Raw genomic sequence first — 18,727 nt, 5'->3', positions numbered from 1 at the left:
CGACGCCACCGTGTGCGGCTGACGCTAACGTTGCATTCATGACCGCTCCGATCGATGCGACCTCCACCTCCGCGTGGGCCGAGCTCAGCGCTGCCCGCGACGGATTCTCCCCCGACCTGCGGGACTGGTTCGCCTCCGACCCCGGCCGCGTCGAGCGCCTGAGCCTGGGCCTCGCCGACCTGCACGTGGACCTGTCGAAGAACCTCGTCACCGACGAGATCCTCGCCTCCCTCGTGCGCCTGGCCGAGCAGACAGGCGTCGCCGAGCGGTACGCCGCCATGCTGTCGGGCAAGCACATCAACACCACCGAGGACCGGGCAGTGCTGCACACCGCTCTGCGGCGCCCCGCGGACGCATCGTCCGCGCTGGTGGTGGACGGTCAGGACGTGGATGCCGACGTGCAGTCCGTGCTCGATGCCCTCTCGGCCTTCGCCGAGCGCGTACGTTCGGGCGAGTGGTCGGGCGTGACAGGCAAGAAGGTCACCCATGTCGTCAACATCGGCATCGGCGGATCGGATCTGGGTCCGGTCATGGTGTACGAAGCGCTCAAGCCGTACGCGGATGCCGGGATCCAGGCGCGCTTCGTATCGAACATCGACCCCACCGACCTGGCGCAGAAGACCGCGGATCTCGACCCGGAGACCACTCTGTTCATCGTGGCCTCCAAGACCTTCACGACGCTGGAGACGCTGACCAACGCGCGCCTGGCACGCGACTGGATGTGGGCGGGCCTGGCCGCGTCCGGGGCGATCGGAGACGATGAGAAGAGCCGGACGGATGCCGTCGCGCATCACTTCGTGGCCGTCTCCACTGCTCTCGACAAGGTCGCCGACTTCGGCATCGACCCCGCCAACGCGTTCGGCTTCTGGGACTGGGTGGGCGGCCGGTACTCGGTCGACTCGGCGATCGGCCTGTCGCTGGCCGTCGTCTTCGGACCTGCCGCCTTCCGCGAGCTGCTCGCCGGCTTCCACGCCGTCGACGAGCACGTCCGCACCACGCCTCTCGCGCACAACGTGCCGGTGCTGATGGGCCTGCTGAACGTCTGGTACACGAACTTCCTGGGTGCGCAGTCGCACGCGGTGCTGCCGTACGCCCAGCAGTTGAGCCGGTTCCCCGCCTACCTGCAGCAGTTGACCATGGAATCCAACGGCAAGTCGGTGCGCTGGGACGGCACTGCTGTGACGACCGAGACCGGCGAGGTCTTCTGGGGCGAGCCCGGCACCAACGGTCAGCACGCGTTCTATCAGCTCATCCACCAGGGCACCCGCCTGATCCCCGCGGACTTCATCGCCTTCGCGAATCCCGCGTACCCGCTGAAGGACGGCGGTCGCGACGTGCACGGCCTGTTCCTGGCGAACTTCCTCGCGCAGACCAAGGCCCTCGCGTTCGGCAAGACAGCCGAGGAGGTCGAGGCCGAGGGCACCACGGGTCCTCTCGTGGCCGCTCGCACCTTCAGCGGCAACCGCCCGACGACGTCGATCTTCGCGCCCGCTCTGACTCCCGCCGTGCTCGGTCAGCTCATCGCGCTGTACGAGCACATCACCTTCACGCAGGGTGTCATCTGGGGCATCAACTCGTTCGACCAGTGGGGCGTGGAACTGGGCAAGCAGCTCGCTCTCCAGATCGCTCCGGCGATCGAGGGCGACGAGGACGCGCTCCGGGCGCAGGACGCGTCGACGAGGGCTCTGCTGGCGTACTACCGGGAGCACCGGCAGGACTGAGGCGCTTCGTAGCGCATCCTCCCGGCCGGCGGAACCCCCTCGGCCGGGGCACGACGGCCTGCCTACGTTGGAGGCATGGACGACAAGCTCAGCGCGCTTCTGATCAACTGCACACTCAAGCCGTCGCCGGCGGGATCGAGCACTCACGTACTGGGTGAGCAGGTGCTGAACGCCTTGGCCGAGCACGGCGTCACCGCCGACCGCATCCGCGCCGTCGACCACCGGATTCTTCCTGGTGTCCAGACCGACATGGGAGCCGACGACGAATGGCCCCAGCTGAGGGAGCGGGTGCTGGCCGCCGACATCCTCGTGTTCGCCACGCCGACCTGGCTGGGTCAGCACTCCAGTGTCGCGCAGCGTGTTCTCGAGCGACTGGACGCGGAGCTCTCGGAGACAGACGAGCAAGGTCGTCCGATCCTGTTCGACAAGGTCGCTCTCGCCGTCGTCGTCGGCAATGAGGACGGCGCCCATCACATCGCTGCGATCCTGTTCCAGGCTCTGAACGATGTGGGCTTCACCCTCCCCGCCCAGGGCTCCGTGTACTGGAACGGCGAGGCGATGCAGGCCACCGACTACAAGGACCTTGCCAGGGTCCCCGAGAAGGTGGCGCAGGCGACGGCCACCGCGGCCGCGAACGCCGCCCATCTGGCGAGGACTCTGCGGGGCACGGGTTACCCGGCCTGAGCCGTGATCGGCGGGTGACCACTCACTCGCTGGTCGCCTAGTTCTTCGGACCCTTGGGCGGTGTCTTGTCGCCGGAGCCCGGCCCCTTGCCCGGACCCTTGTCCGGATTCGCGGACGTGGTCTTGTCCTTGGCGGGCGGGCCGGCTTTGTCCTGGGGTGCGGCCTTTCCGGGCTTGCCCTTGGCCTTCGCCGGGGATTTCCCTGCACCGGAGTCAGCGCCGCCTGTGACGGCTGTGGACGCGCGCTGCGGATCCGGCTGAGCCGTTTCGACAACAGGTGCGGGCGACGAGGTGGCCGGTTCCAGCACGACCGTCTGCTCCGGCGTTTCCGCGGGAACGGACATGCTCTGCGCGCCGGCGAGCGTGATGATCGATGCGATGGCGGCAGCAGCGATGCCGCCCGCCGCGACGCGGCGTCTGCGGGTTCCGGTTGCGGCCGCCGCGGATCCGGCAACCGGGTACTCGCGCGTCGGCGTCGGATCATCCGCGGAAGAGGTCCCCGCGTCTGCGGGAGTCGACGGACCCCATCGTGGCGCGACACGCGGGGCGGCTGTGGCGAACGCCGCGGCCGTCTCCGCGACGTCTCGAGCGGTGGGGCGCTCGCTCGGCTCCGCACGCGTCATGTGCTGCAGCAGCTCTCGCCAGTGCGCGTCCAGGGACTCCGGAAGCGTCGGCGGCCCGGTGAGACGCCGCAGCGCCGTCTGCACCCCTCCGGTCATCGGAAAGGCGGGTTCGCCGGTGATCGCCTCGATCAGGACGAGACCGAGGGAGTACACGTCCACCGCGGGCGTGAGCGGTTCGCTGCGCACCTGCTCGGGCGCCATGTACGCGGCGGTGCCCACGGCGATGCCGGGCGAGGTCAGTCGGGGATCATCCACCCCGAACGCGATGCCGAAGTCCGCGAGCTTCGCCGTCCATTCCCTGGACGCGTGAGTGGATGCCGACATCAGGATGTTGGACGGCTTCACGTCGCGGTGGATGACGCCCGCCTCATGCACGGTTTGCAGGCCGGAGCCGATGTCGTGCGCGAGCGCGGCCGCCTCCGAGAGTGACAGCGGCCCGTGGACGAGACGCGCCGCCAGGGTGGGCCCATGGACGTACTCCATCACCATGTACTGCGGGTGCCCCGGCTCCAGTCGCGCGTCGTACAGCGTGACCAGGGAGCGGTGATTGAGGGTGGCGAGCACCGCGGACTCGCCTCTGGCCCGCTCCATCGAGGTCGGCATCTCGTCGGGCTGGCGCAGGACCTTGATCGCGACCGTGCGGCCGAGAGCGGTGTCCTCGGCGCGATACACCAGGGCGGTTCCGCCTCGTCCGACGCATTCCTCGAGGCGGTAGCGTCCATCGAGCAGCGCGGCTGTCTGCTCATCCTCGATCGTGCCCATCGACCACTCCAGATCCATGCGGCTCGGGTGCCGCTCGACTGGCGACTCTATGGTCGGCACGCGCCGCGGTCACCCGCCTTGACCAGCGGGGCCGGATCTGCAACAGCGCCGGTCGCGCGGGTGTCAGGCTCTCCGGTACTGGGACACCATCGGGCAGTCGAACGGGTCGCGGGCGGCGAGGCCGACGTCGTTGAGGTACTTGATGACGATGGCGTAGGAGCGCAGCACCGTCGTCTCCGTGTAGGGCACGTCGTTCGCCGTGCAGTAGTCGCGCACGATCTCGCGCGCACGGGACAGGTTCAGACGCGACATGCTCGGGAAGAGGTGGTGCTCGACCTGGTAGTTGAGGCCGCCGAAGAGCGTCGTCGCCCACCAACCGCCGGTCACGTTGCGCGAGGTGCGCACCTGCTTCGTGAAGAAGTCGAGCCGCGCATCGTGGGAGATGATGGGCATGCCCTTGTGGTTCGGGGCGAAGGATGCCCCCATGTACACGCCGAAGACGGCCAGCTGCACGCCCAGGAAGGCGAAGGCCATGCCCAGCGGAAGCATCAGGAAGACGGGGAGCAGCAGCACGGCGAATCGCGCGGCGATGATGCCGAGTTCGATCCAGCGGCCCTTCACCTTGGGCTGCGTGACCAGGTACTTCAGGCTGAGGTAGTGCAGGTTCAGGCCCTCCAGTGTCAGGAGGGGGAAGAACAGCCATCCCTGGCGCTGGGTGATCCAGCGGATGAATCCACGCGAGCGCGCGGCATCCTCATCGAGGAACGAGATCGTGTCGACGCCGATGTCGGGATCCTTGCCGACCATGTTGGGGTTTCCGTGGTGCTTGGTGTGCTTCGAGTCCCACCAGGAATAGCTCATGCCGATGGCGCCGGCGAGGACGCGTGCGAGCGTGAAGTTCGCCGGACCGGTGGCGAGGATCTGACGGTGGGCCGCCTCGTGGGCGAGGAAGGCGATCTGAGTGAACAGAAGACCGAGGGCTGCGGCGATGAGCAGCTGGAACCAGCTGTCGCCGAGCAGGAGGAAGCCCGCCACGCATCCGGCGAGGCCGACGAGGATGGCTGCGCCTACCAACGAGTAGAACACGGGGGTGCGACGCAGCAGCCCGGTCTCCTTGACGACATGCAGTACTTCTTTGTACGCGCGTGCCATCGGCGGAAAGTCGGAGTTTCCAGAATATGTCTGGCGAATCGGACCGTAGTTCGTCGTTGACGCTTCGGTCGTTTCGATCTGAGTGAGAGAGATGTCGTTCTCCTGTCGATCGGAGCCCTTGAGCCTGTGGAGCCAAAGGCAGTTGCCGATCGCTGTCCTCAGGCTACGCGGGGCGGTATGCGGCAGGAGGTATACGTCGGACGGTGACAGGCACGGTGAAGAAGGGGAGAATGACGGACATGACTGAGAAGATCGAGCTGTCGTCCGGCGGCAAGGCCGCCCTGGGCATCGTGGGGGTCGTCCAGATCGCGTTCGCATTCCTGGCGTTCTGGGATCTCGCTCGTCGTGACGCGCGGGAAGTGCGCGGGCGCAAGGGCGTCTGGATACCGGTGATCCTGGTGAACTGGATCGGACCCGCCAGTTACTTCGCGTTCGGCATCCGACGCTGAAGGACGAGAACGGGCTGCGCCTCGGAACTCACGCTACATGAACACGACCGTCGCGCCGGCCGCGGGCCACAACCTGACATCCATTCGTGCAACAGGCCCTTGGATTAGATAAATCCAGTATCTTGGAGTCACATGGATACATATCAGACAGTCAGTGGTTCACCGAATTCCACGTCGGAATCGGGTACGACCTCTGTGGTTGCCAGCACGGCCGTCGAGTTGTTGGGGCGTATGTATGTGAGCGCCCACATCGCGCGGGGTGACTTCGATCAACTGTCTGGTGAGGCAGATGATCTGGTATCGACCGAGCCCATGCGCGAACTACTCCAGCGCTACTTCGGCGCCGACTTCTCGGTCGGGACCAGCCTGATGGTGCTCTCGGTTGTTCGTGGGTGGAGCAGCGTGGAAGACCTGGTTTCCGGCATCCGCGAAATGTCGCCGCCGGACCTCGCCCGTGAACTCCTCGTCTCAACGACCCTTGAGCCCAAAGATCTCGTAGCGACGCGCGAACTCGTCGAGTCGGCACTGGCGAGCCCCGAGCCGCCGACCACCGCGGTTCGGAGCATCGTTCGCCGCAACTCCTTCGTGCGCGAGAACGTCGAGCTGATACTGACCGACCCGGCGAAGGCCCACGCAGAGTTTCTCGCATTGCTCGACGAATGCGCACGCAACCTCGAGGGCGAGCAACGCGCGGGCGAGGTGCTCAGCAAGCGGGTCGATTCGACCCTGGCCCTGATTCGCGACGTCGGGCGTGAACGTGGTCTGCTCGAGATCACGGGGGGTTGGACTCTGCGAGACCAGGCACAGCATGTGACCCTGGTTCCCACCGAGGCGCTCGGGCCGCTCGTGATCACGCGACTGCTCGCACATGATCGCATCATGGTCGCGTTCGGGCCGCCGCGTGACCGCACGGCCGGCCTGACCGTGGCTGACCTGGCAGCCGTCGCGCGTGCCCTGGGGAGCGAACAGCGGATCGCCATCCTGCAGCACATCACGCGGGAGCCCGCGAGCGGTAAGACTCTTGCCAAGGCTCTCGGGCTCACCCAGGCCACTGTGCACTACCACACCTCGCTGCTTCGCTCCGCGGGAGTGGTCAAGAGTGTTCGGGATGCGCACAGCGTGCTGCACGCGGTCGACTCCGACCATCTCTCGAGCGCGCTCGCCGCCCTCGGGGCTGTGGCGCTCGGGGAGGATTCCCCCGAAGAATCGGGATCCTCGGCGTCAGGCGGCTGAAACCTGGTCGACTCCGGCGCCTAGTTGATGAAGGAGTCGCTCCACACGATGCGCTCACACCCGTCGGGGTCTTCGACCGCGGTCAGCGTGTCCGAGAGCAGCGCCGTTGTACGCGTATCCGGTTCGTACGCTGCCCAGCAGGGATCTTGACCCTTGATGAAGTCAACCCACAGACCGTGAATGAACTCGGCCACCTCGGCCGAGGGGCGCGCCCCGATCCGAGGGTGCGTCTCCTCGACGGAGATGGTGTCGAAGACGAACGGGACCTCCGCGCCATGCCCGGCACCGTAGCGGTCGTTCTCTTCGGGGAGGGGACGATCGAATCGATACATCCAGGTGTCAGCCGCGCCGCCCTGGTGTCGTGCCTCTGCGAGACGCACGGTGGGAATGCGAAAATACCAATCGCCGGCCACGGCTGCGAGGAGGTCTCCCGGCGACGCGCCCGGACGGGAGGCTCGGTACGGGGCGATCTCGGAGGGGGTGCGACCGTAGCGTCGGACCTGTTCGCTCAGCTCCCGCTCCGTGAGCGTATCGAGATACTCCGGCGTCAGATGAACGCGAACTTCGTCGCGTGCCGTGCCGGTGAGCAGGGGCACGGTCCTCCCCCGCCCCGATGCGACCTCGCGCACCGGTTGCCGGGGAATGACGGCACCATCCATCGTCGGAGCCCACGGCGCCATTGTCCTGGCCTCGCTGCCCCACGAGTCCGGTGTGCCAGAGGCCAGGTCACGCAGCTGCTGATCGACGGCCGCCAGGAATGCCCGCTTGGGCACCTCTGCCAGGGCTGCCCGCGTCGGTGCGACATCAAGGCGTGCTGCGAGATCCAGGCCGACCCGAAGGGCCACCTCGGGGCTGGTGAGTCGGTGGATGCCCGATGTGCTCTGGCTGATCGCACGAGAGAACAGGCCGCTTGACATCGGAGAGGCCAGCAGGCACACCACGCTGCTGCCTCCGGCCGAGTGCCCGGCCAGGGTCACCCGCGCAGGGTCGCCGCCGAAGGCGGAGATGTTGCGTTGCACCCATTTGAGCGCCGCCAGCTGATCTTGCAGCCCGACGTTCGCAATCCCGTCCCCGAGACTCAGGAACCCGTCAGCACCCACGCGGTAGTTGACCGTGACGCAGACGACGCCGTCGCGCGCGAACGCGGAACCGTCAAGCTCGCGGCTCGACGAGGATCCGTTCGTGAACCCGCCACCGTGGATCCACACGAGCACCGGTGACAGCGAGGTTCGCTGCGCCGGTGCCCAGATGTTGAGGTTGAGGCAGTCTTCGCCGTCGATCCAGCGCTCGGGAAACATCCGCTCGAGGTGCGGCGACAGCCGGGTCTTCGGGACGGTCGGCCCGAAGCGCACAGCTCGCCGCACACCCGCCCACGGCGTCACCGGCTGCGGTGGCATGAAGCGATGTTCGCCGAACGGGGCTGCCGCATAGCTGATGCCGAGGAACTCGACCACGCCCCGCGTCTCCAGCCCCGCCCAGCGACCGGCATCGGTCTCCACTATCGGAGTCATCTCACGGATTTCGCCTGCTGCACGACGTCGATGAAGAGGTCTACCTCTTCTTCAGTATTGAAGTAGTGCGGGGCGGCGCGGTTGAGTGTCGGCAGGTGACGGCGGTCCGCGTCGACCAATGTGCTGTTCGGCCCCGAGGTGCCGATGGTGACACCCAGCGACTGCGCGTGAGTGACGACCTTCTCAGCAGGCTGTCCGTCGACGGCGAAGGACACGATGGCACAGCGTTCCACGCCCAAGTCGTGCACGGACACACCCGGAATGGATTCGAGTCCGTCACGCATCCGGTCGGCGAGCGAATAGCACCGCTCCTGGATGCGCTCCAGGCCCAGCTCAAGTGCGTAGTCGATCGCAGCGCCGAGTCCCGCGCGAAGCGCATAGGCGTTCTCCCACGTCTCGAAACGTCGCGCGTCCAGTCTGAGCGTGTAGGAGTCGAGGCTGGTCCACGGTGCAGCGAAGTGGTCGATCATAGGCGGCTCGAGGTCGAGGAGCGCCTCGCGACGCACAGCCAGGAATCCCGTGCCGCGCGGCCCGCGCAGGAACTTTCGGCCGGTGGCGGAGAGCGCGTCGCATCCGAGTTCCTTCATGTCGACGGGCATCTGCCCTAAAGCCTGACAGGCATCCAGCAGGTAGAAGATCCCATGCTTGCGCGCGATGCGACCGACCTCAGCGGCGGGATTCACCAGGCCGCCGTTCGTCGGAACCCAAGTGATGGAGATGAGTCGCACCCGCTCATCGATCATCTGCTCAAGCGCGTTCGTGTCGATCTGCCCGAACTCGTCGCTCGGGACGACCTCTATGACGGCGCCGTAGCGCTGGGCGACCTGTAGGTATGACACGAAGTTGGCGCCGTACTCGGCCTCACCGGTGAGAATCCTGTCACCGGGACTGAACCGGAGCGAGTTGAAGATCAACTGCCACGCGACGGTGGCATTCTCGGTGAGCGCGATCTCATCTGCGTCGGCGCCGACCAGCCTCGCAACCGAATCGTAGACACCATCAAGTGCCTCGGCCCGGGAATCGGCTGCCGCGTATCCCCCGACCTTCATCTCGAGGTCGAGATGGTCGCGTATCGCGGCGTACACGGACGTTGTCATCAGCGCAGAGCCTGCGCTCATGAAATACGCCGACTCCCGCACGCCTGGGGTGTCTTCGCGCAACGAGTCGATATCAGCTTCGCTGAAAGGGAGGGTGGACACAGTGTGTGATGGCATAGAATTAGATTAGCCAATCTTCGAATCAATGGACAATGGAGGTCGAACGTGAGCAAAGTTGGAACAACTGACCAACAGGTGCTGGAATCGGTTGCCGAAATGCAGCCCGTCGCCGTTGAGCGCCTCAAGGCGCTCGTGCGCATCCCGTCCGTTTCCAACGGCGCGCATGAGGATTCCCTCCGCGCATCTGCGTCGCTCATCTCGGGTATGCTCCACGACACCGGCCTTTTCGACACCATCGAGGAGATACGTCCCACTACCGCCGGTGGCGACGTGGGCAAACCGACGATCGTGGCGACTCGCGCGGCGAAGGATGGCGCCCCGACGGTCCTGATGTACAGCCATCACGACGTCCAGCCTGCGAATGATCCCGAAGAGTGGACCACCGATCCGTTTGACCCGGTGATCATCGGCGGTCGCCTTCATGGTCGAGGCTCGGCCGATGACAAGGCCGGGTTCATCGTGCAGCTGGGTGCGCTCGACTCGCTCAGGCAGCAGACCGCGGGGAATCCGAGCCTGGGAATCTTCATGCTCGTCGAAGGCGAAGAAGAGATCGGCTCGCCGACCTTCGAGCGGCTCCTCGAGCTCGTCGGCGACAAGATCGAGGCGGATGCCATCATCATCACCGACTCGGAGAACTGGGACTCCAGTACGCCTGCCCTGGTGCGCAGTCTGCGCGGCCAGGCCAACTTCGACGTATCGATTTCCACCCTCGAGCACGGCCTGCACTCGGGAATCAGCGGAGGAGTGTTCCCGGATGCCATGGTTCCGATGGCGAGACTGCTTGCCAGCTTCCACCATGCCGATGGCTCCGTCGCCGTTCGCGGGCTCGACGACGGCCCGGAAGAGACTGAAGCCATCGACGGCAGCGTGTTGCGCAGCGAGCAGGGAGTGTTGCCCGGCGTAACCGAGATCGGCACCGGAACCTTCGCAGAACGTTTGTGGGCCAAGCCGACCGTCACGGTGACGGGTCTCAGCCTCCCCCACCCCGAATCGGCGGTGAGCATGCTCGTCCCGCGGGTGATCGCAAGGGTCAGCGTTCGGCTCGCGCCAGACCAGGACGCCGACAAGGCCCTCGCGGCGCTTCGCGCTCATATCGCCGAGCACACACCGTTCGGCGCTCACGTCGAGTTCACCCCACGGGGAGTCACACGCGGCGTCATGGCGACGAAGGACGGTGGGCTCCGAGACACCATGAAGCGTTCCCTCACCGACGGCTGGGGTGCGCCCGTGGTCGAGTCCGGCACCGGAGGCTCTGCGTCGCTGGTCTCCCTGCTCGCGACCCGGTATCCGGATGCTCATATCCTGCTCACCGGAGTGCTGGACCCGCTCTCCCGGGCGCACAGCCCGAACGAGTCCGTCAGTCTGGACATCCTGCACAAGGCCATGGCAGCCCATGCGCTCTTTCTCGTGCGACTGGAGCGCAGCAGATGAGCGCATGACATGGTCACGGGACTATTCCAGGTTTCCCGAAGCCATGCGAACAACCCGATCCGCGTAGGAGCGCAATCGAGCCTCGTCGTGGCTGACGACCAGCACCGCGGCTCCCTGGTCGGCTGCAGTTCGAAGCAGGTCTCCCACTGCCGCTGCGGCGTTGACATCAAGACTGGCCGTGGGCTCGTCAGCCACGATGAACGCCGGGTTCGCGATCAACGCGCGGACGACGGCGACGCGCTGACACTGCCCTCCCGAGAGCGAGCCGGGCTGGCGGTTCACATCGATCTCGCCCAGACCGACAGCCTCGAGCTTCTCGGATGCGAGTTCTCGAAGCTCGTTCTTGGACATGCGAGTGCCCTGCAGGACCAGCGGTTCGGTAATGGTTCGCCACAGTGGCCAACGCCGATCGAGACTGGCCACTGGGTCCTGGAACACAGGCATGACCCAGCCATTGCGAGGTCGGCGGGGATGTCTGCCGCGTCCCACCCAGACGGGCGCGCCGTCCCAGAGAACCTCGCCGTGGTCAGGCCGCTCCTGCCCCGAGGCGACTTTGAGAAGGGTCGACTTGCCGGACCCGGACTGGCCGACAATGCCGACAAGCTCGCCCCTGCGGATGGTCAGATCCACGCCGTCCATCGCCACCGTGTCGACACCCGCGACGGTGTAGCCCTTGACGACCCCCTTGATCTCAACGGCAACGTCGCCGTACTCCGCACCGCTGCGCTCCAGGGGCAGCGGCGCGGAAGCCTCGATGAGCTCGCGGGTCATCTCGTGCTCGGGAGATGCGAAGAGACCCTGGGCGTCTCCGCGCTCGACGACCCGGCCCCCGCTGAGCACGACGATCTCGAGCGCGTGCCGGGCCACGAGTGCGAGGTCATGGCTGACCAGGAGCAGCGAGCTGCACGTCCTGCGAAGCAACTCGAGCGCGTTATCGGCCAGCTGAGTGTCGAGTGCGCTGGTCGGCTCGTCTGCGAGCGTCAACGCAGGATGATGCACGGTCGCGGCCAGGGTTGTCGCTCGTTGGAGCATTCCGCCTGACCACTGGTGCGGCCGTTGGCTGATTCGTCTCTCCGCCTCAGCGATACCGAACTCGAGGAGACCGTCGACTACGGCACCGACCGGCGGCTTCTGGCGGTGCGCAAACCACGCTTCTTCAACGTGGTGCCGCACGGTGCGCAGCGGATCACACGCCGCGAAGGGATCCTGGCCGACGTACCCGATCAGCTTTCCCCGCTGAGACCGCGCGGTCTCGCGATCGAGCCCGAGGATGCTCTCCCCACCCACGACGATCGAGCCCTCCACGCAACTGTCCATCGGCAACAATCCCAGGATCGCGCGGATGAGTGTGCTCTTCCCGCTGCCCGAGCGCCCGACAAGGCCGAGTCGACCACCCTCGGGAATCGAGAACGAGACGTCGTCCAGCGCGACATTCCCGTTCGGGTAGACCACGCGGAGGTGATCTACCTCAAGTGCAGCTACGGTCACGGTGCTCCTCCTGGGTCGGTGACGTCACGAAGCGCCTCGCTGAGGAGCGTCGCGCAGAGAACGGTGGCCACGATGCCCAGAGCGGGACCGATGAGTTGCCACGGGGCGAAGGCGAGAGTTTGACGCGCAGAGGAGAGCATCGTTCCCCACTCGGCAGTCGGAGGTTGAGCGCCCAGACCGAGAAAAGAGAGAGCTGCCAGCGAGAGAACGACCTCACTGATTCCGAGCATCGCGACCACCGCGACCTGTGCAGCGGCAGAGGGCAGGATGTGTTCGATCGCGACTCGCACGCGCGATGCGCCAGCCATGCGCGCCGCCAGGATGTCTGGATGGTGCATCGCTGAGAGTGCGACCGCTCTGGCCAGCCGCGCCAACACGGCCCAAGCGGTGGCAGACATCGCCAGAATGAGGTTCATGAATCCCGGACCGAGCATTCCGACGATGGCGAGCGTGACGATCAGGCCCGGAAGCCCGAGCAGAATGTCGATGATGCGCGAAGCGATCGTGTCGAAGATCCCGCCCACGCATCCCGCGATGACCCCGACGAGCAGCCCGACCACCGAGATGATCAGGGTCACCAGTGCCGCGGCACCCAGCGATGTGCGTGCGCCGTGTACGCTCCGAGCCAGCAGATCCCGGCCGGCGCCGTCGGTACCGAGCAGGTGATTCAGGCTCGGTGCAGCCAACTGATTCGTGTAGTCGACCAGATCGGGGTCTTGCGTGAACAGCGGTCCGACGGCAGCGACCAGCACGATGGCGACCGAGACACCGGCGGCGAGCCGAGCATCCCGCCGGGCCATGAGCTTATGAAGGACGCCCTTGGTGACGACCGGCTTGGGCTTGCGCGCCGGGAGGAATACTGACGATGTAGTAGTCAACGCACTGCCACCTTTGCCCGTCGCGGTGAACGAACCTTCGGAGTCGCCAGGCGGGGATCGATGGCCGTGGTGACCAGGTCGACGGCCAAGCTGGCAAGAACATAGGTAAGGACCGCGATCATTGTGAACGCGGTTACGACCGGCATATCGCGGGCCGTGATCGCTTCGATCGTGTAACGCCCGATTCCGGGCCAGGAGAAGATGGTTTCGATGATGGGTGCACCGCCGAGCAGCCCAGCCGTGCCCAGTCCCACCACGGTCAGGTAGGGAGGAAGCGCGTTCGGCAGCTGGTGGAGGAACATCCGACGAGCTGGGCTGGCCCCTCGCGCTCTGGCCACGAGGAGATAGCTGGCGCTCTTGGCCTCCAGAAGGGAGGAACGCAGAACCCTAGACCAGATGGCTGCCGTGGAGAGTGCCAGCACGAAGGCCGGCAGGGCGACGGTATCCCAGGTGCCATCGGCGATCACTCGGCCCATGCGCAGTTGCACAGCCACCAGGTCGAGGAGCAGAACTCCTATGAGGAAGCCGGGCACGGCGAGGAGGCCGACGCTGACGCCGCGCGCAGCATGGTCGGGCCATCCGCCGGCACGCGCGGAGGCGAGCAGACCGAGAGCCAGCGACATCACAATGGCGATGACGAGGGCGCTGGAAGCAAGGATGGCGGTGGCGGCAAGGCGCTCGCCGAACTCCGAGGCTACCGGCTGGCCTGTACGCCACGAGATGCCGAAGTCTCCCCGCAGCATCCCGCTCAGCCACGACCCGAAGCGGATCGGGAGAGCGGCGTCAAGGTCGAGTTCGCTTCGCATGGCTGCGACCTGTGCGAGGGTGGGGTCCTCGACCCCGCGCGCAGTGAGGACTCTGCGCGCGGGGTCGCCTGGGGTGGCTATCAGCAGGGCGAAGACGATGACCGCGCCACCCACGGCACTGATGACGGCCTGGCCGATCCGCCGGGCAGCTGCAACGAGGAACATATTAAGCGGACGGCCTCGTCTTGGCGTCCACCCAGAGGTTGGCAACGGGAACCTTGTATCCCTGCCAGTCCGGCCCCGCGACCACTGTCAGGATGCGCTGGGCAGCGACTGCGAAGTAGCCCCGCTCGGACACGAGCCTCTGAATGTCCCCGAGGATCGTGTGCCTCTTCTCCGTGTCGAACGTCTGGCGCAGTTCCCCGGCGAGAGCATCGAGCTCCGGGTCCGAGATCTTGGCGTAGTTCACCGGACCCCCGGTGGTGAGAAGCTCGGTGATTCCCTGGTCAGGCGCGCCGCTGAAGGTGAGCAGCGACGAGGCGAAACTCACCTCCCAATTCGGCTCGTCGCGTGCCGAGTAGATGTCATCGACCTGCACGATCTGCACATCGATGCCTGCCTCCTTGGCCTGCGCCTGGATCGCCTGACTGATGACGAGCGTGTCAGGCATCGTGGGGGTGGCGAGCAGACGAATGGTCAAACGCTCGCCGTTCTTCTCACGGATACCATCCCCGCCCAGCGTCCATCCGGCTGCCTCCAGTTCAGCTCCCGCAGCGGCGACGTCCGTCTTCTGGGTGTCCACCGCGTACGGGAAGCCAGACGGGAAGACACTTGTGGCCAACCCGGCGTGACCCTTCAGAACGTCTTCCGCGATGGAGCGGTAGTCCACCGTCAAGTAGAACGCGCGGCGAACCCGCTCGTCCTCGAAGTTCGGCGATACCACACGGGACATGAGTCCGTGGACGAGGCCTGTCGGAGTTCCCGAGAGGAAGTACGCATCCGTACGTCCTTCGAGAGTCTGCGCGACTTCTGCGGGGATGTAGAGTGCGATGTCCACCTCCCCGGCCTGCACTCCCTGCACCCGCGCAGACGCCTCAGGCACGAACTTGATGGTCACGCTGCTCAGGGCCGGGGTTCCAGCCCAGTACGCATCGACCGGCTCCAGCTCTGCCCTTTGGGGGTTGAGCGAGGTGATCTGGTACGGCCCTGAGTAGATGCCTGCCTCGAGCAGAGCTGCCGGATCGGCTCCGGATGCCTGGTGCTCTTCGTAGCCCTCAAGGTCGAACACCAGCACATTGCTCTCTTCGGCAAGAATGTTGGCCATCGTCGGCGTCGGGGCTGTCGTCTTCAGCTCAACGTCGAGCGGGCCCGTCGCTTCGGCTGATGCGAAGTTCGCGGTGGACGCGAAGTTCGCGTTGTTCTCTGCGGTCCAGTTCAGAAGATCGGCCAGCGCCTCGCCGTCGAAGCTCTTGCCGTTGACGAACTTGACGCCCTCGTTCAACGTCAGTGCCCAGGTGGTTTCATCGATCATCTCAAGGTCTGAGAGCACCCAGGGCGTGGGGTTGCCGTCGGACTCCGGTCGCATGAGGAGTTCGATGTAGCCGAACTCGGGCCCCCAGAATCCGCTGCTCAGCGGGTCCACGTCGTCGATCGGCCAACTGGTCGCGATAGTCATCGACGTGACGTCGGTACCCGCTTCGGATGGTGTAGTGGCACACGCCGGCACAGCGAGTGCCACTGCCGCGGCCAGCGCCATCGCTGCCCATGCTCGGTGATGAAGTTTCACAGCAACTCCTGCTCTCGTAGATCCGCGCATCGCGGATTCTCAGCTACTAGGAAGTCCGACGACCGGCTTTCCAGTCGGCTTTGACTGGCCAGCACAACTCATCGCAGGATTAGACTATTCTCAAATCATGTTCGAGATGTCACCGTTTGGTAACAATTCGACAGTATTCGAATCGTAAATGCAAGTCCGCTGTTGCATCATGATCGCCGCATATGCAACTATCTGCGCATGTATGCAGATGATGAAGAAGCGCTCGAACTCGACGGCGAGTATGTCGATGCCGCAGCCGAGGTGTTCTCCATGCTTGCGGATGCGACGCGTATACGGATCGTGCTGGCGCTGGGTGACGAGGAACTGTCGGTGAGCCAGCTGGCTGGACTCCTCAGGAAGCAACCGGCTACGGTTTCGCAGCATCTGGCGAAGCTCCGTCTCGCGCGGATGGTCTCGACCCGCAAAGACGGCACCCGCGTGTTCTATCGGCTCGCGAACAAGCACGCTCGCACGCTCGTGGCGGAATCCATCTTCCAGGCAGAGCACGCCCTCGAGGATGTGCCGCCACACCACCGCGATACGGCCATTCCCGCACCACGCGAGCGAGCGCCGGGCGATGCGTGAGGCGCTGCGAAACCCGTCCTATGCCAAGCTGTTCAGCGCGCAGGTGGTCGCGCTTCTCGGCACCGGAATCCTCACTATTGCACTGGGCCTTCTTGCCTTCGACGTCGCTGGAGGCGACGCCGGAATCGTGCTCGGGGTGGCCCTGACCCTCAAGATGCTCGCTTACGTGGGGGTTGCACCTCTCGTCTCCGCACTTGTCGGGCATCTGCCGAGAAAGCCTGTGCTGATATCCGCTGACATCGTGCGCGCGGTGATCGCGATCAGCCTGCCTTTCGTCACGGACGTCTGGCAGATCTACGTTCTCGTCTTCACCCTGCAGGCCGCCTCAGCGACATTCACGCCCGCGTTCCAAGCCGTCATCCCCGAGGTGCTCCCCGACGAGACCCAGTACACCCACGCACTGTCGCTGTCTCGCATGGCGTACGACCTTGAGGCGATCGTCAGCCCTCTGCTGGCCGTGGCGCTGCTCACCGTGCTGAGCTATGACAACCTGTTCGTCGGCACTTTCCTCGGGTTCGTCGGATCAGCCATTCTCGTGTTCGTGACCACGTTTCCGCGCATCGCACCGGCGCCACCCGCGCGGTTCGTCCAGCGCCTGACCCGAGGTTCCCGGATCTTCTGGCAGACCGCCGAGCTGCGGAGTCTGATCCTCCTGAACCTCGTGGTCGCGACGGCGACGGCGACGGTCATCGTGAATACGGTCGTTCTGGTGCAGGGCGAGCTCGACCGCTCGCAGACGGACGTCGCGCTGCTGTTCGCCGCATACGGGGCAGGCTCCATGGCCGTGGCATTGACCATCCCTGCGCTGCTCGAGAAGGCATCAGACCGGAAGGTGATGCTAGGGGGAGGCATGATCCTGCCTGTCGCCCTCGCAGGGGTCGCGTGGGTGATCGGCATGCCCGGAAGCGCCCTCACGTGGGTGGCGCTGATGGTTCTCTGGCTGGTGCTCGGAGCTGCGACATCGCTGATCCTGACGCCGTCCGGACGGTTGCTGCGGCGGGCCGGGGACGAGAGTGAGAGGCCGGCGATCTTTGCGGCTCAGTTCTCGATCTCGCACGCCTGCTACCTCATCACGTATCCCGTCGCGGGGGTGGCGGGCACCTTCCTCGGGTTGCCGACGACAACACTCCTGCTTGCAGGCATCGGCGCAGTGGCGGCGGTTATCGCCCGTTCCGCATGGACCCCGTCGGCAGGCGTGTCCCTATCTCGGCAGCCGCGTCCAGGAGTGCGGCACCGGCATTGAAGCCGGCCACCCCGGTGATGACCCCGCGGACGTCACGGAACTCCGTCAAGACGCCATTGCCTGCACCACCGGCCTGAGGAAGCCTGGCATGCTCTTCTCCGCCAGGTTCTAGCACGCCGCGAGCGGCGATCACCTCGCCGTGGACCCTGAGGATGAAGCCACTCCGGGGCACGTAGGCACCCGGGTCAGCCGCTCCGAAGAGGTCGTGCAGGAGCACGCGGGCGACGTGGGCGCCTTGCTCGACAGCGGAATCCCAGTGGTCTACACGCAGCTGCCTGCCGCTGCCCAGGCTTATCAGCGCGGCACTGCCCGCGGCGTAGATTCCGCTCGGGAACGCGAGTGCCCGCAGGTGGTCGTCGACTGATATCCCGTCGCTGTCCCCCAGCCAGGACGTCGCCGGCCGCGTGCCCAGAGCAGCCACCACGACGTCAGCCTCGATCGTGAGGCCATCCGTCATCGTGACGATCATGGGCTCTCCAGATGCTCCGGGTGCCACCCGCATCACGGGTACACCGAACACGGCGGTCACGCGCTCATGGTGCACGGCGGCGAGCTCTCGAGCGATGTGCGCTCCCACGGCAGCTCGCAGTGGCACGGCAGAGCGGCCCAGAAGCGTGACTTCCGCTCCGGCGCCTGCGTAATGGCTGGCGACCTCCGAGCCGATGAATCCCGCTCCGAGTATCGCTACCCGCGCACCCGCCGGCTCGGGGAACGCCTCTCTGAGTCGCCTCGCGTCGGAGGCAGTGTGCAGGTGATGAATCGCAACTCCCTCACTCGCGGGAATCAACGCATCAGGTAGGAAGGGAAGGCTCCCGCACGCAAGCACTATGGCGTCGGCGCGTCGTTCGCTGCCGTCCTCAAGGGTCACCGCTCGGCCACGCCCATCCAGGAGGATGGCCCGGCCCTTCAGCACCTCCACGTTGTCCAGGCCCGGCAGAGCGATCTGCTCCGATGTGAGAAGGCCCGACAACACAGCAGTGTCGACGAGGGTGCGGTTGATCGCGGGGCCCTTCTCGCCGTCGATGATCGTGATCGTGCCCGAATGCCCCTCTGCTCGCAGGGTGCGTGCGCAGGCGTGACCCGCCGCGCCGCCGCCGATGATGAGAATGCTGGGCTGTGGTGCCGACATCTGCTGCTCCGCTCGATTCCGCTCTTGCATTGAATACCCCCCAGGGGTATGGTTGGCACC

16 protein-coding genes are annotated in these 18,727 nt (G+C 65.9%); 7 read left to right on the top strand and 9 right to left on the bottom strand.

Features of this window, described 5'->3' with window-relative positions; translation table 11 throughout:
• Window positions 1-38 precede the first annotated feature (38 nt).
• Together pgi and ACFQY2_RS09330 are read left to right on the top strand one after the other, a co-directional pair.
• Window positions 39-1,721: a glucose-6-phosphate isomerase gene (gene pgi, locus ACFQY2_RS09335; protein ID WP_378745494.1), complete on the top strand. Its 1,683-nt coding sequence runs from the start codon at window positions 39-41 to the stop codon at window positions 1,719-1,721.
• Between the two features lie 75 nt (window positions 1,722-1,796).
• Complete coding sequence (locus ACFQY2_RS09330) at window positions 1,797-2,405, top strand: flavodoxin family protein (RefSeq protein ID WP_378745493.1); 609 nt, start codon at window positions 1,797-1,799, stop codon at window positions 2,403-2,405.
• 37 nt (window positions 2,406-2,442) lie between these two features.
• On the opposite strand, the gene ACFQY2_RS09325 is transcribed toward ACFQY2_RS09330, so the two are convergent.
• On the bottom strand, window positions 2,443-3,807 hold the full coding sequence (locus ACFQY2_RS09325) for a serine/threonine-protein kinase (RefSeq protein ID WP_378745492.1): 1,365 nt from the start codon (window positions 3,805-3,807) through the stop codon (window positions 2,443-2,445).
• 105 nt (window positions 3,808-3,912) lie between these two features.
• Window positions 3,913-5,034 (bottom strand): fatty acid desaturase family protein, encoded by a 1,122-nt coding sequence (locus ACFQY2_RS09320; protein WP_378746147.1) that lies wholly within the window; start codon window positions 5,032-5,034, stop codon window positions 3,913-3,915.
• Between the two features lie 146 nt (window positions 5,035-5,180).
• Here ACFQY2_RS09320 and ACFQY2_RS09315 point away from each other — a divergent pair, with 146 nt between their 5' ends.
• Together ACFQY2_RS09315 and ACFQY2_RS09310 are read left to right on the top strand one after the other, a co-directional pair.
• Window positions 5,181-5,390: a PLDc N-terminal domain-containing protein gene (locus ACFQY2_RS09315; protein WP_378745491.1), complete on the top strand. Its 210-nt coding sequence runs from the start codon at window positions 5,181-5,183 to the stop codon at window positions 5,388-5,390.
• Between the two features lie 237 nt (window positions 5,391-5,627).
• Complete coding sequence (locus ACFQY2_RS09310; protein ID WP_378745489.1) at window positions 5,628-6,623, top strand: ArsR/SmtB family transcription factor; 996 nt, start codon at window positions 5,628-5,630, stop codon at window positions 6,621-6,623.
• Window positions 6,624-6,643: 20 nt separating this feature from the next.
• Here ACFQY2_RS09310 and ACFQY2_RS09305 read toward each other — a convergent pair whose 3' ends face one another.
• Window positions 6,644-8,134, bottom strand: coding sequence for a carboxylesterase/lipase family protein (locus ACFQY2_RS09305; RefSeq protein WP_378745488.1), 1,491 nt, complete (start codon window positions 8,132-8,134; stop codon window positions 6,644-6,646).
• Window positions 8,131-9,252, bottom strand: a complete 1,122-nt coding sequence (locus ACFQY2_RS09300; protein WP_378746146.1) for an aminotransferase class V-fold PLP-dependent enzyme — start codon at window positions 9,250-9,252, stop codon at window positions 8,131-8,133. The genes ACFQY2_RS09305 and ACFQY2_RS09300 overlap by 4 nt, the downstream gene beginning before the upstream one ends.
• A gap of 144 nt (window positions 9,253-9,396) precedes the next feature.
• Here ACFQY2_RS09300 and ACFQY2_RS09295 point away from each other — a divergent pair, with 144 nt between their 5' ends.
• Entirely contained in the window at window positions 9,397-10,782 is a 1,386-nt protein-coding gene (locus tag ACFQY2_RS09295; RefSeq protein WP_378745487.1) for a M20/M25/M40 family metallo-hydrolase, read from the top strand.
• 21 nt (window positions 10,783-10,803) lie between these two features.
• On the opposite strand, the gene ACFQY2_RS09290 is transcribed toward ACFQY2_RS09295, so the two are convergent.
• Genes ACFQY2_RS09290 through ACFQY2_RS09275 form a run of 4 tightly spaced genes read right to left on the bottom strand, consistent with a single transcriptional unit; the run spans window position 10,804 to window position 15,569 of the window.
• On the bottom strand, window positions 10,804-12,270 hold the full coding sequence (locus tag ACFQY2_RS09290; protein WP_378745486.1) for an ABC transporter ATP-binding protein: 1,467 nt from the start codon (window positions 12,268-12,270) through the stop codon (window positions 10,804-10,806).
• On the bottom strand, window positions 12,267-13,148 hold the full coding sequence (locus ACFQY2_RS09285; protein WP_378745484.1) for an ABC transporter permease: 882 nt from the start codon (window positions 13,146-13,148) through the stop codon (window positions 12,267-12,269). Before ACFQY2_RS09285 ends, ACFQY2_RS09290 begins: the two co-directional genes overlap by 4 nt.
• A complete protein-coding gene (locus ACFQY2_RS09280) occupies window positions 13,145-14,119 on the bottom strand; it encodes an ABC transporter permease (protein WP_378745483.1) in 975 nt (324 codons plus the stop codon). Before ACFQY2_RS09280 ends, ACFQY2_RS09285 begins: the two co-directional genes overlap by 4 nt.
• A 1-nt stretch (window position 14,120) precedes the next feature.
• Entirely contained in the window at window positions 14,121-15,569 is a 1,449-nt protein-coding gene (locus tag ACFQY2_RS09275) for an ABC transporter substrate-binding protein (RefSeq protein WP_378745482.1), read from the bottom strand.
• Between the two features lie 339 nt (window positions 15,570-15,908).
• On the opposite strand from ACFQY2_RS09275, the gene ACFQY2_RS09270 reads away from it, so the two are divergent.
• Window positions 15,909-16,295 (top strand): ArsR/SmtB family transcription factor, encoded by a 387-nt coding sequence (locus ACFQY2_RS09270; RefSeq protein WP_378745481.1) that lies wholly within the window; start codon window positions 15,909-15,911, stop codon window positions 16,293-16,295.
• A complete protein-coding gene (locus tag ACFQY2_RS09265) occupies window positions 16,288-17,538 on the top strand; it encodes an MFS transporter (RefSeq protein WP_378745479.1) in 1,251 nt (416 codons plus the stop codon). Before ACFQY2_RS09270 ends, ACFQY2_RS09265 begins: the two co-directional genes overlap by 8 nt.
• Here ACFQY2_RS09265 and ACFQY2_RS09260 read toward each other — a convergent pair.
• Entirely contained in the window at window positions 17,456-18,667 is a 1,212-nt protein-coding gene (locus ACFQY2_RS09260) for an FAD-dependent oxidoreductase (protein ID WP_378745478.1), read from the bottom strand. The two genes, ACFQY2_RS09265 and ACFQY2_RS09260, sit on opposite strands and share 83 nt — an antisense overlap.
• Between the last annotated feature and the right edge of the window lie 60 nt (window positions 18,668-18,727).

Source organism: Microbacterium sp. GCM10027623, assembly GCF_042666935.1.
Taxonomy (GTDB): domain Bacteria; phylum Actinomycetota; class Actinomycetes; order Actinomycetales; family Microbacteriaceae; genus Microbacterium.
The sequence above is the reverse complement of the archived record's forward strand: the minus strand, read 5'-3'. Positions and strand labels throughout refer to the sequence as shown.

Excerpts from the sequence above, each read along its gene's own strand:
- pgi (WP_378745494.1), top strand. The coding sequence starts at position 39 with ATGACCGCTCCGATCGATGCGACCTCCACCTCCGCGTGGGCCGAGCTC.
- ACFQY2_RS09330 (WP_378745493.1), top strand. The coding sequence starts at position 1,797 with ATGGACGACAAGCTCAGCGCGCTTCTGATCAACTGCACACTCAAGCCG.
- ACFQY2_RS09325 (WP_378745492.1), bottom strand. The coding sequence starts at position 3,807 with ATGGATCTGGAGTGGTCGATGGGCACGATCGAGGATGAGCAGACAGCC.
- ACFQY2_RS09315 (WP_378745491.1), top strand. The coding sequence starts at position 5,181 with ATGACTGAGAAGATCGAGCTGTCGTCCGGCGGCAAGGCCGCCCTGGGC.
- ACFQY2_RS09305 (WP_378745488.1), bottom strand. The coding sequence starts at position 8,134 with ATGACTCCGATAGTGGAGACCGATGCCGGTCGCTGGGCGGGGCTGGAG.
- ACFQY2_RS09300 (WP_378746146.1), bottom strand. The coding sequence starts at position 9,252 with ATGAGCGCAGGCTCTGCGCTGATGACAACGTCCGTGTACGCCGCGATA.
- ACFQY2_RS09280 (WP_378745483.1), bottom strand. The coding sequence starts at position 14,119 with ATGTTCCTCGTTGCAGCTGCCCGGCGGATCGGCCAGGCCGTCATCAGT.
- ACFQY2_RS09275 (WP_378745482.1), bottom strand. The coding sequence starts at position 15,569 with ATGACTATCGCGACCAGTTGGCCGATCGACGACGTGGACCCGCTGAGC.
- ACFQY2_RS09270 (WP_378745481.1), top strand. The coding sequence starts at position 15,909 with ATGTATGCAGATGATGAAGAAGCGCTCGAACTCGACGGCGAGTATGTC.
- ACFQY2_RS09265 (WP_378745479.1), top strand. The coding sequence starts at position 16,288 with ATGCGTGAGGCGCTGCGAAACCCGTCCTATGCCAAGCTGTTCAGCGCG.
- ACFQY2_RS09260 (WP_378745478.1), bottom strand. The coding sequence starts at position 18,667 with ATGTCGGCACCACAGCCCAGCATTCTCATCATCGGCGGCGGCGCGGCG.